10 protein-coding genes and 8 pseudogenes are annotated in these 14,807 nt (G+C 59.5%); 7 read left to right on the top strand and 11 right to left on the bottom strand.

Annotated features, from left to right (window positions below; genetic code table 11):
* Positions 1-746 precede the first annotated feature (746 nt).
* From FJ543_RS31145 to FJ543_RS31160, 4 genes and pseudogenes are all read left to right on the top strand, one after another.
* Positions 747-956: pseudogene (locus tag FJ543_RS31145) on the top strand (SDR family NAD(P)-dependent oxidoreductase); the annotation flags it as partial.
* Between the two features lie 54 nt (positions 957-1,010).
* Positions 1,011-1,657 (top strand): annotated as a pseudogene (locus tag FJ543_RS31150) (acetyl-CoA C-acetyltransferase); the annotation flags it as partial.
* Between the two features lie 155 nt (positions 1,658-1,812).
* Complete coding sequence (locus FJ543_RS31155; protein ID WP_084016180.1) at positions 1,813-2,283, top strand: thioesterase family protein; 471 nt, start codon at positions 1,813-1,815, stop codon at positions 2,281-2,283.
* Positions 2,284-2,864: 581 nt separating this feature from the next.
* A complete protein-coding gene (locus tag FJ543_RS31160; protein WP_224656014.1) occupies positions 2,865-3,071 on the top strand; it encodes a hypothetical protein in 207 nt (68 codons plus the stop codon).
* Between the two features lie 378 nt (positions 3,072-3,449).
* Here FJ543_RS31160 and FJ543_RS31165 read toward each other — a convergent pair whose 3' ends face one another.
* The 3 genes and pseudogenes from FJ543_RS31165 to FJ543_RS31170 form a co-directional block, all read right to left on the bottom strand.
* Positions 3,450-4,568: an IS256 family transposase gene (locus FJ543_RS31165; RefSeq protein ID WP_084016182.1), complete on the bottom strand. Its 1,119-nt coding sequence runs from the start codon at positions 4,566-4,568 to the stop codon at positions 3,450-3,452.
* Positions 4,508-4,636, bottom strand: a pseudogene (locus FJ543_RS32120) (IS256 family transposase); the annotation flags it as partial. The pseudogene FJ543_RS32120 and the gene FJ543_RS31165, both read right to left, overlap by 61 nt.
* A 274-nt stretch (positions 4,637-4,910) precedes the next feature.
* Positions 4,911-6,175, bottom strand: a pseudogene (locus FJ543_RS31170) (IS5 family transposase).
* A 1,257-nt stretch (positions 6,176-7,432) separates the two neighbouring features.
* Between FJ543_RS31170 and FJ543_RS31180 the strand changes: the two are divergent.
* The 3 genes from FJ543_RS31180 to FJ543_RS31190 all read left to right on the top strand — a co-directional run bounded on the left by FJ543_RS31180 (position 7,433) and on the right by FJ543_RS31190 (position 10,164).
* Positions 7,433-8,266: a transporter substrate-binding domain-containing protein gene (locus FJ543_RS31180; protein ID WP_064995250.1), complete on the top strand. Its 834-nt coding sequence runs from the start codon at positions 7,433-7,435 to the stop codon at positions 8,264-8,266.
* A gap of 60 nt (positions 8,267-8,326) precedes the next feature.
* Positions 8,327-9,301, top strand: coding sequence for an amino acid ABC transporter permease (locus tag FJ543_RS31185; protein WP_064995246.1), 975 nt, complete (start codon positions 8,327-8,329; stop codon positions 9,299-9,301).
* Positions 9,302-9,420: 119 nt separating this feature from the next.
* Complete coding sequence (locus tag FJ543_RS31190; RefSeq protein ID WP_064995251.1) at positions 9,421-10,164, top strand: amino acid ABC transporter ATP-binding protein; 744 nt, start codon at positions 9,421-9,423, stop codon at positions 10,162-10,164.
* A gap of 332 nt (positions 10,165-10,496) precedes the next feature.
* Here the strand turns inward: FJ543_RS31190 and FJ543_RS31195 are convergent, their stop codons facing one another.
* The 8 genes and pseudogenes from FJ543_RS31195 to FJ543_RS31230 all read right to left on the bottom strand — a co-directional run.
* Positions 10,497-10,781, bottom strand: coding sequence for a hypothetical protein (locus tag FJ543_RS31195; RefSeq protein WP_224656013.1), 285 nt, complete (start codon positions 10,779-10,781; stop codon positions 10,497-10,499).
* Positions 10,733-10,879, bottom strand: a pseudogene (locus FJ543_RS31200) (transposase domain-containing protein); the annotation flags it as partial. The pseudogene FJ543_RS31200 and the gene FJ543_RS31195, both read right to left, overlap by 49 nt.
* A 112-nt stretch (positions 10,880-10,991) precedes the next feature.
* On the bottom strand, positions 10,992-11,297 hold the full coding sequence (locus FJ543_RS32125; RefSeq protein ID WP_246678896.1) for a tyrosine-type recombinase/integrase: 306 nt from the start codon (positions 11,295-11,297) through the stop codon (positions 10,992-10,994).
* Positions 11,282-11,533, bottom strand: a complete 252-nt coding sequence (locus tag FJ543_RS32130; protein ID WP_246678897.1) for a tyrosine-type recombinase/integrase — start codon at positions 11,531-11,533, stop codon at positions 11,282-11,284. The genes FJ543_RS32125 and FJ543_RS32130 overlap by 16 nt, the downstream gene beginning before the upstream one ends.
* Positions 11,534-11,538: 5 nt before the next feature.
* Positions 11,539-12,201, bottom strand: a pseudogene (locus FJ543_RS31210) (recombinase family protein); the annotation flags it as partial.
* On the bottom strand, positions 12,198-12,743 hold the full coding sequence (locus tag FJ543_RS32135; protein ID WP_224656016.1) for a hypothetical protein: 546 nt from the start codon (positions 12,741-12,743) through the stop codon (positions 12,198-12,200). The gene FJ543_RS32135 and the pseudogene FJ543_RS31210, both read right to left, overlap by 4 nt.
* Positions 12,685-13,569: pseudogene (locus FJ543_RS32140) on the bottom strand (IS66 family transposase); the annotation flags it as partial. The pseudogene FJ543_RS32140 and the gene FJ543_RS32135, both read right to left, overlap by 59 nt.
* A 5-nt stretch (positions 13,570-13,574) precedes the next feature.
* A pseudogene (locus FJ543_RS31230) lies at positions 13,575-14,431 on the bottom strand (transposase); the annotation flags it as partial.
* Between the last annotated feature and the right edge of the window lie 376 nt (positions 14,432-14,807).

A 14,807-nucleotide genomic window follows, 5' to 3' on the forward strand; every position in this document is an offset into this window, starting at 1 on the left:
GCGCAAAGAGGCTCACCGGCGACGCCTGGGAGAAGCGGCTAATTGCAGTGCGACGTGCAGTCGAAAATATCTGAGATACTGCACGTGCTTGGGTGGCCGAGGAACCTCGCTCGCGGCCCTCTCGGGCCTGCTGCAGATGCCCTATTGCAACGACTACGCGGGACGAGGGCCTTTCGATGAACCCGCGGGTCCCGATGCGAAGCTTCGGCCCGCTGGCGCGGCGTGGCGGTATGCGAGGACATCGGTGCGATATGTTCCGGAAACGCCCGGCCTGCGGATGGCACCCCGGGCACGGACCGCGGCAGCTTTTCCTTCTCGGGCTACTGTGAGCACCAGAGCGGCCACGTCGTCGTGCAGCTCGATCCGTATGCCGTCAGGCCTGCGGTCAGTGCACTCTCCCCGGCCGAAAAATTCGGCGCGTCCACTCGTAAGATTCTCCGCTCGTTGAATACAGCGATGCAGAAATCGACGCGCTGCTCGCAGCCGGCAATGCGTAGCTATCGCTGGTGAGTTCGCAGTATTGTGCCCGCGTAACCCCGGAGAAGTTACCATTCTCCATTAGCGCGGTAGAATCTGAATTCGAGATGGCTTCAATCTGCAAACAACATTTGAATTAGCGACGCTCGCAGAAATAGTGTGTTGGACCTCTAAGTAAGTCGTGAATTCGTTGCAAAACTTGCGACCTACTCGGATATTTAGGAGCAGCACAAAGGACCCCCTCCCTGTCTCTCACTGGTCGCCGAGCTATGGTCTCCGCTGCGGCCTCCGGTATTGGTCGTGTTATCGCCGAGGCACTTGCGAAAGCTGGGGCTCCGGTAGAGGTGTGCGATGTTGATCAACAGAAGATTGCAGAGATGAGCCACCGACATCCCGCCATTGGCGCGACACGTTGTGATCTTGCCGAAGCGACCGATACTGAGCGCTTCTTCGAAGCTGCAGCCGAGCGGATGGATGGGATCGACATTGGAAACCAACGTTGGCGGTCAATTTCACCAGCCATTTTTGCTTGCGACCAGGAACAGTTCGCGCTCGCCTCGCAGACCAAGGCCGAGGCGGTGCAGAAGGCTGGCAGTTCAAGGATGAGATCGTCGCCGTCACCATCAAGGGCAAGAAGGGCGACACGATCGTCGACCAGGACGAATATATCCTCATGGCGCCGTCATCGACGCCATGACTAACCTGAAGCCGGCTCTCGACAAGGACGGCACGGTGACGCGGCCAATGCGTCCGGCATCAATGACGGCGCCGGCGCGCTGCTGATGACCGAGGCAGAAGCCACCAGGCCGCGGCATCGCCCGGCTGGTCCGCATCGCTGCCGGGGCGACTGCCGGCGTCGATCCGGCGATAATGGGCCCCGGACCTATTCCCGCCTCGAGGCGGGCGCCGGAGAAGGCCGGCTGGTCGGTCAAGGACCTCGACCTCGTAGAGGCCACGAGGCTTTCGCCGCGCAGGCCCGCGCCGTCTACAAAAGCATGGCCTGGGATCCACAATCGTTAACGTTGATGGCAGCCATCGCCATCAGCCACTCGATTGGCGCCTCCGGTGCCCGCGTGTTCAACACGCTGTCTACGAAATGCGCCGGCGCGGCGCGAAAGAGGGCCTGGCGACGCTCTGCATCGGCGGGGGCATGGGCGTCTCTATGTGCGTGGAACGAATATCGCGGAGCCAAGCAAAAGCGATGCACCGCCAACTTCGCCTCTGTCATGTGTCGCTTGAGCTCTCTTTCGGCAGCAGCGACGTGCGAGTAGAGTGTGAGCACGCAATATCGGCGGCACTGTAATCTTCTAACATTACAAGAGATTGGGCAAATAGATGGATGCGACCTGTAAATTCGCAACAATGGTGACCGACGATCTTATTGACGGATATGGGCACATGAATATGGTGCACTATCTGGCAGCGTTCAGTAAAGCTGCGGATGTACGGCTCGACACTGCCATACGTCTAAATGCGAATGGTTCGATGCTCTCTGGCCTCGTCACCGCCGAGGCGCGGATCGCTTACAAGAAAGAAGCGATGCGCGGCGACAATTTGGTCCTTACTACTTGGATAGCCGACATAGACGAAAAGCGAGTCCATGTCGCGCAAACCATGGTACGTGCCGACGGAGCGTTACTGTCGACAGCTGAACAGCTTTTCCTGAATTTCAACCTGCTATCGCGGCGCGTGGAACCATTCCTGCCCGATGTGCTGGCCGACCTTAGAGGCGGTGTTGAGGCGGACAATGGTAAATTCGATCCGGGCATTGTCAGTCGCCGAATGGGCATATCGAGAATAGTATGAATTTACCTGACCTTCGTCAGTCCGTGTCGGTGGCAACTTCTGCGTGTACGTTAGGCGGCGGATTCTGGGTGTCCACCGTCCCGTTGGCAGGCGTGATGATGCCTCGAAGGCGCGTATCACCAGTGGAGGAGGGATCCACCGGAAAGTCTGAATAGCGGCTTGGTTGGGTAACTGGCCGGGACGAAGCCTCGTGACAAAGACCGCCCCGGGCGGTCGAGCAATCCAGCGTGCCGTAACGTGAGTAAAGCCTGAGCAGGCCTCGAAAGAGTCAATGCAGACTCCGACCCATCTCTCGCTCGGGGAAGGCTGTGCGGACAGGGAAGCAATCGACATAGGCACCTGTCCGGTCTGCCGGGTATTGGGCACGGCACGTTGGAAAGGTGATGCTGGTAATCGAAGGGAGGCCCGTTCGGCATGAGGGTGGCGGCCTCAACCTCCGGGCGGCGGTGCCGGCGGGAGTCGGAAACGGTCGTCCGGCCGTTGAAGCCGGGTAATGCCAGCGGAGCGAAGGACCCTGACTTCTGGTGTGCTTTCGAAGGTGGTGGGGAGGGGTGATTGGCGACAAGCATGGAAACGCCGAAATGACCAGGTATCTGCAGAGGAAGCTGTATCGTAAGGCGAAGGCGGAGCCCCTTTACCGCTTCTACGTGCTCTACGACAAGATCTGCCGTGAAGACATGCTGCGCCATGCCTATGCGCTTACCCGCGCCAATGCGGGTTCGCCGGGCGTGAACGGCGTGACCTTTGCGCAGATCGAGGCGGAGGGTGTAACAAGGGGCCGCGGCTAGAAGTGCGTGTTCGGCTGAACCAGCTTTTGCTCGGTTGGTCGACCTACTTCAGCTACGACACCCGAGCGCCGGCCTATGATGCCGTTGACCGGTAATGTGTATGACCGCGTGAGCAAGTGCCATCGGCATAAGCTGCAAGGGTGCGGCGCGAAACAGCTCTCGCGGACCACATCTCCGAGAAACTGGGCGTGGTGTGTCTTCGTCGGCAGCGCGTATCGCCGCCGTGGGCCTTACGATGAGGCCAGTGGGAAGCTGGATGCGGGAGATCCGATGTCCGGTTTGATGAGCAGCGACTGGAAACGGAGCGACGGTCCGGACTGCGGCACCGGCAAAAGGCGGTTGTGTGAGTTCCGCAAAATGAGGCGGCCATGAAGCTGGTCATGCGGCTTGACGCAGCGCGAGCTTCTTGTGCTCGCGCAGGTCGTCCATGTTGATGAAGCGGTTGGCCTCCATCCAGTTTTCGTTGGTCTCGACGGCCAGTGCCCTGACGAGGCGCAGGCAGCGCTGTGAGTTTGGAAAGATGCGTACGACATAGGTGCGCCGGCGGATTTCCTCATTGAGCCGTTCAAGCATGTTCGTGCTCTTGAGATGCTTGTGATGCTGGCGCGGCAGACAAAAGAAGGTCAGCGTGCGCTCGATGGTCTCCTCCACCCAGGTCGTCAGCCTTGGATAGCGGCCCGACCATTTGGACAGCCATGCGGCGAGATCGGCCTTGGCCTCGGCGAGATCGCGCCGGTCATAGAGCCAGCGCAACTCCTGCAGGCAATCGTCGCCATGCTTTCTCGGTAGGTGATCGAGCGCGTTCCTGAGGAAGTGCACGTAGCAGCGCTGCCAGGCGGCTTCCGGGATCACCTCGCCGATCGCGGCCACCAGGCCGGCATGATCGTCGGACACGACCAGCTCGAGCCCTTGAGGCCGCGCGCCTTCAGGGCGACGAGGAAATCCCTCCAGGCCGAGCGGCTCGCGATTGGCCATCTCGACGGCCAGGATCTGGCGCCGCCCATCCCAGTCGATGCCGACCGCGATCAGCACCGCCTGGCTCATGACGATGCCGGCTTCGCGTACCTTCTTGTAGCGAGCATCGAGGATGAGGTAGGCAAAAGGCTCTTGAAGCAGGCGCTCGGCAAACGCCTTCAAACTCTCGTCCAGGCGTTTGTTGATGGCCGAGATCGACGAGGCCGAGAAAGCATGGCCGCACAGCTCTTCTGTGATCGCCTTGACCTTCCGGGTCGAAACGCCCTGCACATACATCTCCGCAAGCGTGGCCACCAAGGCCCGCTCCGAACGCTGGTAACGCTCGAAAAGCTCGGTGGAGAAGCGGCCGGCCCGGTCCTGCGGAACCCGCAGCTCAAGCTTGCCGATGACAAGGGTACGGCCATAGAACCCGAGCGGCAGCCCAGCCGCTCCGGTGTGCGCTCGCTCTTCAAAGCACCCAGCGCCTCGTCCATCTCGGCCCCGAGCACCTCCTGCATCACGGCGCGGATCACCTCGTGCAATCCATCCGGGTTCGAAAGCAGAATGTCTTTGACGGCAGCGCTGGCGGTCTTACTTTCTGTCTTGGTCATGGTGGCGTTCCTTCCAGGGAATCGGTGACGTTGAACATCACCAGCCTTCCCTCTCTCAGCGAATTTGCAGAACCCTCAGCACACTACCCACAAGGCGAAAGCCGTCGGCCAACGGCAACTCCCCGGAACCCACCGCCACCGCGCCAGTCGTTGACTCCTCATTCGATTGTGGCGAAAGCTTCTATACCCTGCTGCGCTGGTATCGCGATGGGGTCATTGTCGAGCGCAACCTGCCGGTGCTCTCGACTTAGTCGACTGTGAACAATCTTGATCGCTAAGCGGCAAGCTGCTTCGGCCGGTTCAGGAACGCGGCGATCAAGAGCCACAAAAGTTGCTTCAGCCACCTGAGCAGGAGGGAGAAGTTGTAACCGGCTGCGGCCAGGATGGCGTTGATCGCATCGCCTTGGATGTGAGCGAGTTAATTGCGGCCATTCTGTGTTCGTTCTTGATGTGGCCAATCACCGGCTCGATCGCGGAGCGGCGGCGCATTTGGCGCTTGATGGCCGGTGTCACGCGGCGCTTTTGACCAGCGGTGAAGACCCTGAACTTATGACTTTGCGGCGCATTGTGGCCGCGATAGCCGGCGTCGGCGAGAACGCGGCTGATCTCGTTGCCGATGGTCTTTTCCATGTCAGGGATGATCGATGAGCGTGTGGCCGTCATAGGGATTGCCGGGCAGCGCTTTTGCATGTAGGGCGAACTGGCCACCCTTTGAGCGGTTCAGTGTGGTGGCCACCGGCACCTTCACCCGAACTCGTAGGGCGCGTGCGCCTTGCCCTTGCCGATGCATTCCACCTCGTGCGCATGCAGGCTGTAGATCTTGCGGCCGCGCTGGCGCTGCTCGAGAACGGTGGAGGCCTGGTAGAGCGACCATTTGAAAAGCGCGTCCAGCTTCGCGTCGCCGGCGATCTGACGGGAGATGTCGCGGACGGTGCGCCCCACATACGTCCTGAGCCTGCGCAGGGCCTTGTTGGCCCGCTTGAATTGCTTGGCGTGGGCGTAGCGCTGATACATGATCAGCGCCTGTTTGCCGACCCGGACATAGGACTGACGCAGGTCGAGCCGCGTCTTCTTCGCCAGCCGCACCAGCCGCTCGCGGGCCCGGTGGATGAGCTTGGCGTTGGTCGGGAACAGGCTGCACGGTCGTGTCCACGATCACTTGGCGCGTGTCGGTCGGCTTCATCGCCCTGTTCTTGACCGCAATGCTGAGGCTTTCTTGCAAGCGCGACGATCCGCTCCTCGCCCATGCGGCTGCGCCAGCGCGTCATCGACGAGCGGTCGAACGGCAGGTTGTGGCGGAAGAACTCCTCGCCGGACAGACACTGGAAATACAGGTTCTCGATCCAGCGGACGCACAGCGCCTCGTCCGACAGGTTGAAGGTGTGCTTGAGGATGGCGAGCCCCGCTATTAGCCGGGTCGGCATCGGCAGCATGCCGGGACCGTTCGAATAGACCGCACCGAAGCGCGCCTCTCTGCTCAAGGCGAGCGCGGAACAGATCCTGTTCTCCAGTCTCACGCCGCTCGCGTGGTCTGCCCATCGCCTAGCTCCGATTCACTGCGATGAAAGCGGCGAATCGCGCTTCGCCAGGCGGCGAAATCGCAAACTGGAATTGCAAGAAACTACCCACAAACTGGCCGTTACCTGCAATTCGGAAGCTGAAAAGTAGACTATTCCTATGCGATATCAGCGGCTTCGGTATTCTTCACGGCCGACGACTTACCTCGGGCACGCACACGTCACCGACACCTACTGGGATCTCACCGAAACGCCAGAGTTACTGCAGTGCGCCCTACTGCGAGTGGAGCCATCTGAGCGGGGAGACCGGGATGAAGAGCGCCAGCACATTTCCCACACTGCTGGAGAGGTTCTTCATGGACCGGCTCATGCGACAGTGACAGGTGAGTCCTCACACGCTTGTGAGCTATTCTGAGCAAGGCGTTGACGTTGCCTGATCTGGAGCCCCCCTTCCGCGTGCTCGCGATGCCGACCAAGCGCTATTTGCGGCGACCAATTGAGAGCACACCTCCAGGACATCTGAGCAGAACGCGCTTTTCAAATACATCGGGGCTCTAGCATATCCAGAACCGCATTTAGCTGTCCGGGAGTGAGTCTGCAAGCGATTAGTGGTATCGCAGGAGATAATCGCCCCCAAGTTGGTGTCCTCTCCAAACAAGCGCTTCGCTGCCGGGGCTGGCGACAAGCGATTTACTTAAACAAAACACTGCAACCGGTCAATTTCCTTCGCCGTTGTCGAATACTGCTTTCCGCATGACCTCATTCCGCCATGAGCAGTTCGTGGGTTGCCAACTGGTCTCGGTGGGGGGCATCTTTCGGTGTATCGCAAATGAACATCTCGAAACGCGATGGGATACCCACACATTTTATGTTGGTCGTGCCGCCGTGTGGCTCGATATCATCGGTAACATCATACCTAGCGTTAGATCTTGACACGCTTGGCATGACCACGGGTCATCTTGTTGTCCCCAAAGTCCCACTATGGGTCATCGAATGACAAGATATCGTGAGGTGTTCCCAATTTTGGACCGCCCGGCTGGAGGATTTCCGGGCTGCCAAGACGCTTCCAGCCATCTAACTTCCAGATGGGTCTGATATTGATTATATTCTTGCTACCTCATGGGCCGAGGGGCTTTGGTTAGCATATAGGCGACGGCATGGAGGAGTGAGCGCTCGCGGCTGCTTCAGCCATGGTGATTGGCTATAGCGGCCCGTCGCTTCTGTATGAGCGGTACCGCCGAGTCTCATGCATCATATCAACCTCAAAGGGGAATGTACTATGAATAAGATTGTGACAATTATCACAGCGGCATCATTGTCCATCGCGTCGGTCGTTTACAGTACCTCGGTGTATGCCGGAGAGGTGCTGCAGCGTGTTCTCAATACGAAGACGCTCAGGGTTGCGGTTGGCACTGATTGGGGAGCAATGTCTTCCCTGAATGCGAACCACGAATTAGAGGGCTATGACATCGACGTCGCCAAAGGCGTCGCTAAATCCCTTGGTGTTAACGTTGAATTTGTCACGCCGGGGTGGGACATCATAGCCGCAGGCAACTGGCAGGGCCGTTGGGATATTAGCATGGGTCAAATGACCCCTACTAAAACCAGAGCTGAAAAATTCGACTATTCCACCACTTACTTCTATGAAAAAGCGGCTGTCATTGTTCACAATGACAGTAAGGCGTCTACACTTTCCGATCTAAATGGAAAGATCGTCGGCGTTTCCGCTGGAACCCTGGCCGAGGACTATGTAAACCAAAACTTTAAGTGGGATTGGATTGGCGCTCGGCCCGAGGATTACAAATTCAAGGCCGGTGAAGTGAAGGTTTATACCTCAACGGGTGTTGCGTTGGATGATCTCCGGCTAGGCGATGGTACCCGTCTTCATGCAATTCTTACTGACGGAACTCTCGCGGAAAGAGCAATCAAATCTGGCTACCCCTTCAAGGTGCTTGGGAGTCTCTTTGCCACGCCTGCTGCCATCCCTATGATGAAAGGCGACAAGGAGTTCAGCGAGAAGGTCTCAGCCGCCCTAAAGAGCATGAAGGATGACGGCACGCTCTCGACTCTGTCGATCAAATGGTACGGGTCGGACCACTCTGTCGAGAATTAGCAAGTTGGTGAAAGTTACGCGGCTCGGGTCAGCCCGAGCCGCCTTGTTGGAGGATGTCCCATGCTTTACCAGGATACGGTGGAATCCGAGGTCCTTGTCCATAGACCGTGGTTTGTTGCCTCGATCTTTGGCGTCGTCTTCGCGATTTGTCTCATGTTCAACCTTGTGGGCACAACCTTCGGCGAGCTTATGCGGCCTGTCATCGGCGACCCTCTGCAGAGTGGCGTCTATGGGCGTTTCGCAATCGCTTTCGTGATTGGGGTCACGTTCTGCCTAAACATCGTGCTAATCGGTTTTGCCCCCTTGAAGGCCCAGATTGGCATTGTGTGGATCGAGCTGCTGACTCTCTTCCTGGCCTTCTTCAAAGCGTTCAACCTTAGTCTGCCCTTCATCTGGGAAAATCTGCCATACCTGATTACGCAGGGTGTGGTGACGACGATCTATGTTTCAGCAGTTTCACTTGTTTGCGCATCAGTCATCGCCATCATTGCAGCGATTGCTAAACTTTCAAGCAACGGCTTCGCCTACGCTATCGCCAGCTTCTACACATCCTTTTTTCGTGGCCTGCCGCTTCTCATACAGATTTACCTGATTTACCTCGGGCTGCCGCAGCTGGGCATTGTCATCAATGCCGTTCCTTCGGGGATATTGGCGCTGTCGCTTTGCGTCGGCGCATATATGACTGAAATTTTCCGCGCCGGTATCCAAAGCATCGATCGCGGCCAATGGGAAGCTTCACGATCCATTGGTTTCGGCTTCGGTCTAACCATGCGCAGGATCATCCTGCCTCAGGCGCTGCCTGTCATCATTCCTCCAATGGGAAACACGTTCATCTCAATGCTGAAAGACAGCTCGCTTGTCTCGGTCCTCGGAGTGTGGGAGCTAACGTTCCTTGCTCGCACCATCGGCCAGCCAACCTTCCATCACATGGAGATGCTGATAACAGCCGCAATGATTTATTGGATCATGTCTGCCTGCCTCGAAGTGGCTCAATCGCGACTCGAGCGTCACTATGCAAGGAGCAAAGCACGATGACTGCTGGCCTCAAAAGTCACTTGAAGGGCCTCGATAGCGGCGATTCCTCGCAAGCGATTGGCAATGTGCTGCGCGAATCACTTTCATCCCAGGAGTCATTCAGTCAGAAGCACGGGTCAATGAGTGCTGACATAATTATCGAAGCCACGAATGTCTCCAAATGGTACGGCACCTTCAGAGCATTAACTGATGTCAATCTAACCGTCCGCAAAGGCGAACGCATCGTCATCTGCGGTCCCTCCGGATCCGGGAAGTCGACGCTCATCCGCTGCTTCAACCGGCTCGAAGCGCATCAGAAGGGCGAGATCACCGTCAACGGGATCAGATTGCACAACAAAATGCGCAACGTGACCGAAGTTCGCAAGAATGTCGGGATGGTGTTCCAGCACTTCAATCTCTTCCCCCATATGACCGTGCTGATGAACTGCATGGCCGGTCCCATGTGGATCAAGGGCGTGCCCGAAGCCCAGGCCAAAAAGACCGCGCTGAAATTTCTGGAGCGGGTGCGAATTCCAGAACAGGCGAACAAATACCCGGTTCAGCTGTCCGGCGGACAGCAGCAGCGTGTTGCGATTGCCCGTTCGCTGTGCATGGAACCCGCGGTCATGCTGTTCGACGAACCGACGTCGGCGCTCGATCCGGAAATGGTCTCCGAAGTGCTGGACACTATGACCAGTTTGGCAAGCGACGGCATGACCATGGTCTGCGTCACCCACGAGATGGGGTTTGCTCGCGCCGTCGCAGACCGGGTAATATTTATGGATTGGGGCCAAATCGTTGAAGAGGGCAATCCCAACGACTTCTTCACCAACCCCCAGCACGAACGCACCAAGCTATTTCTTAGCCAGATCCTGAGACATTGAAGGGTCTCGGCTGACACTCGTTGGTCTTGGTGCCACAGCTAACTAGGTAGCGGCAAGGGCGATCAGCGTAAGCGCCAAGCTGACCCCATCTGGCGCGGCTTGAGGTGATGAGCGATAGATAGTGACACTGAATGAGCTGAGGAGCTTGCAATGTCAATTTCTATGTCTGCGCCTATGCCGGATGACAGAAGCTTCCATGTCCTTGAGGCGGTTGCGAGCCGGCTGGACGCAAGTCCGCGGCGGCGCTGGTCGGCGGAAGCGTACGCAACCGGTGAAGAACGCAGACGTGCGTATCCGGCGGCCATGAGGACCTTAGCACTGCGGTGCTGGCGTCAAGTTTTTGATGGGGAGATGCGATGATATTCTTCGAGGAGGAGTTTAACCTCCTCGATGCCTTCATCGGTGAAGGCTAAGATCCCGTCGTCATCGTTGGTGCCGTACACCCAGATGACGCCGTCCTCCGGCTCGAGACCGAGGGTCAGTTCGTGGATGAGCGCTTCGCTGACGCCGAGGTCGCTGGCGACAAGTTCGACGGTGTAGACGTGGTGCACCTTATTGCGCTGCATGTTCAGGCCGCCGCTGGTTGGGTCCGCAGTTTTGCGGATCTCCAATTCCACGGCAGCAAATCATCGATCCAATGTGCCGGATAGGCGGGCAGTCGGGCGAGGATGTCGGCGAGCCAGGCCTGAGGGTCGACGTCATTCAACTTAGCGCTTTATGCCGACCGCCGAACTATGCCGAGCCTCTTCCGATCATGGCGGTATGACGCGCTTTGCCTGCCATTTCGACCAAGAACCGGTCGTTCACACTCGGCATAGGTCTCATGCTCAAAGGGCGTTCAGGAACGCGAGAAGCCGGTCGTTTGGTCGAAATCGTTCGGCCTTTGCGCGTTCGTATGGCTTCAGCTTGGCAAGTGCGGATTCCTTCAGCTCAAGATGTGCGTGAAGATAGGTCAGCGTTGTTTCCATCGCCTCATGGCCCAGCCATAGGGCGATGACCGAACAATCGACGCCCGCCTGCAGCAGCTCCATGGCAGCGCTGTGCCTCAAAACATGGGGCGACACCCGCTTCGAGCGGAGGGGGACGCAGTGTTCGCGAGCCTTGGCGACATATTTGTTCAGCAGCGCCTGCACGCCTCGGCGCTCAGCCTGCCGCCGTGCATGTTCGGAAAGAGAGCCGTTGTACCCCGCTTCCTGGGCTCGTTGAGCCAGCCCCGAAGGGCTTGCTGTGCAACCTTGGTGAGCGGCGTACTTCGCTCCTTGCGGCCCTTGCCAACGCATCGCACGTGGGCACCGTGCCCCAGCATCACCGAGTCCTGGTGGAGATCGATGATCTCCGAGACCCGCAACCCCGTTTGCGCGGCCAGCAACAGCAGTAATGCACGCCATCGTCGATCATCGAGATCAGGACCTGGCGCGCACTGCCGAGTTCGCGGAAGCGCGCGAATATCAGGCGAATGGTCTCCTGCAGGCGCATGTCGGGATCGAAACCGAGACCATAATCGCGGTGCCAGACATAGCCGAAGGGCACGGAGATGCGCAGTTCCCCACGCTGTGCCTTGGCGCGGGCGGCCTCGTACATGCGGGCACGCAGCACGCCGAGCTCGAACTCGCTGATGCTGCCCTTCATACCGAGCAGCAGGCGGTCGTTCGGCAATCCCGGATCGTAGACTCCGTCCAGATCGATCACGCGTGCATCGACTTCGCCGCACAACTCGAGCAGCCGATGCCAGTCCGGCCCGTTGCGCGACAGGCGGGACGCCTCCAGGCAAAGCACGGCGCCCACATGGCCGGTGCACAGATCGTCGACCAGGCGCTCGAAACCGGGACGCTCCACAGCCCCGCTTGCGGTTCGTCCCAGATCCTCGTCGATCACCTCTACTTTGCGGAATCCCCAGCGCCGCGCGACGTCGACAAGCTCATACTGCCGACGCTGGCTCTCAAGGTTGAGCTGGACCTGCGCCTGAGTGGACTGACGCACATAGACCACGGCCTTGCGCTTGAGGACGGCAGTCGGAATCAGATTACCGCTCGTCATCGCAGCTCTCCTCCTCCGTTGCCACGCCGGCGGCGGCCATCAGTACGTTGGCGAGCCGGGCGATCACTATGGTCCATTGCGCTGAACTCAGCCCGTTCAGCTTCTGCGAGTCGAGCGGCAAGCTGAGTTGGCGAACGACCACGAGAGATCGTGTCGGGGGTGGCAAGGTTCTCATGTTGCGCCTCCGCGATGGTGAAATCATCCGGAGAGCCTCGCCGGAAACGGCGTTCGATCAAGAGCTTGTTAAGCTCAAGCAGCGCGGCAAGCGATACGCGCGGGGAGCCAAGGTCCATCGCCGCGCAAGCCACGGGATCGATCATCCAGGCCGGAGCGGTAATGACATGCCCGGGCGCGACGACGAGATGAATGATCCGGCCGTTGGCGCGCTCTTCGCTGTTCTCGCAGCGAAGCCGACGTCCGAAATACGGGTGCCAACGGTAATGGACCTCGACCTCCTGCCCAACATGGGCAGAATGACCCCGAGATGGCGATGCCGCGCAGGGCTCGCTCGGCTGCATTGTTCGATGGGCAAATCCGCCCATCGTCGAGGAACCGGGTGAAGGATGACTAGCGACGCAGCATGTAGTTGAAGGCCTTGGTCAGATCGTGTCCGCGCGAGAGCTTGTCGCGCGTCTCGATCATCCAGCGCTCGAGCTCGGTGACCAGCGGCGCGCTCCGCTCTTGGCGCACGGCGTGGCGTTGGCCTGGGGACAGGCCGTTGATCGCGCGCTCAATATCGAACAGGGCATCGATGCGCTCACGGCTTAACCGCGAGCGGATAGACCAGGTTGGGCTTCTCGCCGCGCGCCTTCTTGCGCGCCGCCGCTTCGATATCGGCCAGCTCGAACACTTTGCGCCGGCTGTGGGCCCAGCAGCTGGCCTCCAGAACAGGCGCGGGCTGACGGCCCGTCGTATAGAGATCGCCATAACCGCCATAGGCATCGCCCTGCAGGATGCCGCTCCAGCCGGCGAGATGCGCCGCAGGATGCTCCCCTCGGCGATCGCGGGAATAGTAGAACACCGCCGCCGGCGGATCGGCGCCACCGAATGGTCGGTCATCGCGCACATAGGTCCATAATCGGCCGGTATCGGTCTTGCCCTTGGCCAGGACCGGAACCGTCGTATCGTCGCCGTGCAGACGTGAAGCGGACAGCAATGGGGTTCGAGCCGCTTGAACAGCGGCATCAGCGCCGCGGCGCCGGCGCCGACCTGGTCGGCGAGCGTCGACAGGCTGAGCGGCACGCCTTCGCGGGCATAGCGTTCAGCCTGGCGATTGAGCGGCTGATGCTGGCCGAACTTCTCGAACAGGATCATCGCCAGCAGGCCGGGACCGGCCCAGCCGCGCGGGGTGGCGTGGAACGGCGCCGGAGCCTGATGGGCGGTCCGCTGCCGCCAAAGGGCCGATCATCGCGGAGATAGGTCCAGAGGTAGGCCGTCTTGGCCTTGCCCGATCCCGCCGCCAACGTTGGCAGCGTGGTCTCATCGGCAAAGACCCGCTCACCCTGGTTGATGCCGGTCAGTGCGTAATCGGCGAGTGGCTCGAGCTCGAAGCCGACCTTGCCCATCCACTGGGCCATCTGTGACCGGTCGATCTCGACCTGATCGCGAGCATAGATCGCTTCGTGGCGGTAGATCGGCAGGCCATCAGCGTATTTCGACACCGCGAACTGCGCCAGCAGCGCTTCGGTCGGATGCTTTCGAATGCGGGCGGGAGCGGCTGCCTTGATAACGCCGTCCGACGGGTGACGATCACCCGGAACTTCGCGGGGTGACATCGAGCCGTTCGGAGACATCCTCGCCAATCGGGATCTTTTCCAGCGCTTCGCAGCCAGCAGGCGTTTCGGGCTCGATGACCACCTCGACCTGTTCGAGATGGGCCGCAAAGCCTTTGCGAGGACGCGGTGCGCGCTTCGCTTTCGAGCCGCCCACAGACTTGTCCATCTGCGCTTCGATGGCCGCCACGCCGGTTTCGGTCTCCTCGAAGACGAGAGCATACTGCTCCTCGCTCAGCTCACCGGTCCGCAAAACTTTCGGAGCGGCTGCCGAAGCGCGCGCTCTCCAAGCATCTTCACCACCGCGGTCAGACGTGCGATCCGCTCATCAGCACTTTTGTTGACCAACTCGAGATGAAGGCGCGCTCCTCCATAAGGGCGGCCTTTTCGGCCATGGCAACAACCATCGTCTTGAGCGCGTCAACGTCGTCCGGGAGTGCGAGATGGGGTGTCGACATGGCCAAAATCAGAGCATATTCGCGGGCAATTTTCCCGCTTTTCAGCCCCCTGATTCATCATGCCGCAGGGTTTTACCCAGCCGATTGCGGCCGCCTGACGGTCTCCGTCCGAACCCGTTTCCAGTCCATTCCGTCAACCAGAGCCATGAGCTGAGCATTGAGCTGGACCCGGTTGTGGCCGATCCGCGGCCAACTTCGCGTCGTTAGCCGCTTGGCATAAAAACACACGCCGCTGCCGTCCCACCAGACGATCTTGATCCTGTCCGCTCTTTTGGCGCGGAAGACGTAAAGCGCGCCGTTGAACGGTTAGGTGGCGCGCCACCTAACCCTAGTTATGCATCGGGTGAGATTTTGTGGCGGAGCCGTCCTGGCGCCA

The sequence above is a fragment of the Mesorhizobium sp. B2-5-7 genome (genome assembly GCF_006440875.1).
GTDB lineage: Bacteria > Pseudomonadota > Alphaproteobacteria > Rhizobiales > Rhizobiaceae > Mesorhizobium > Mesorhizobium australicum.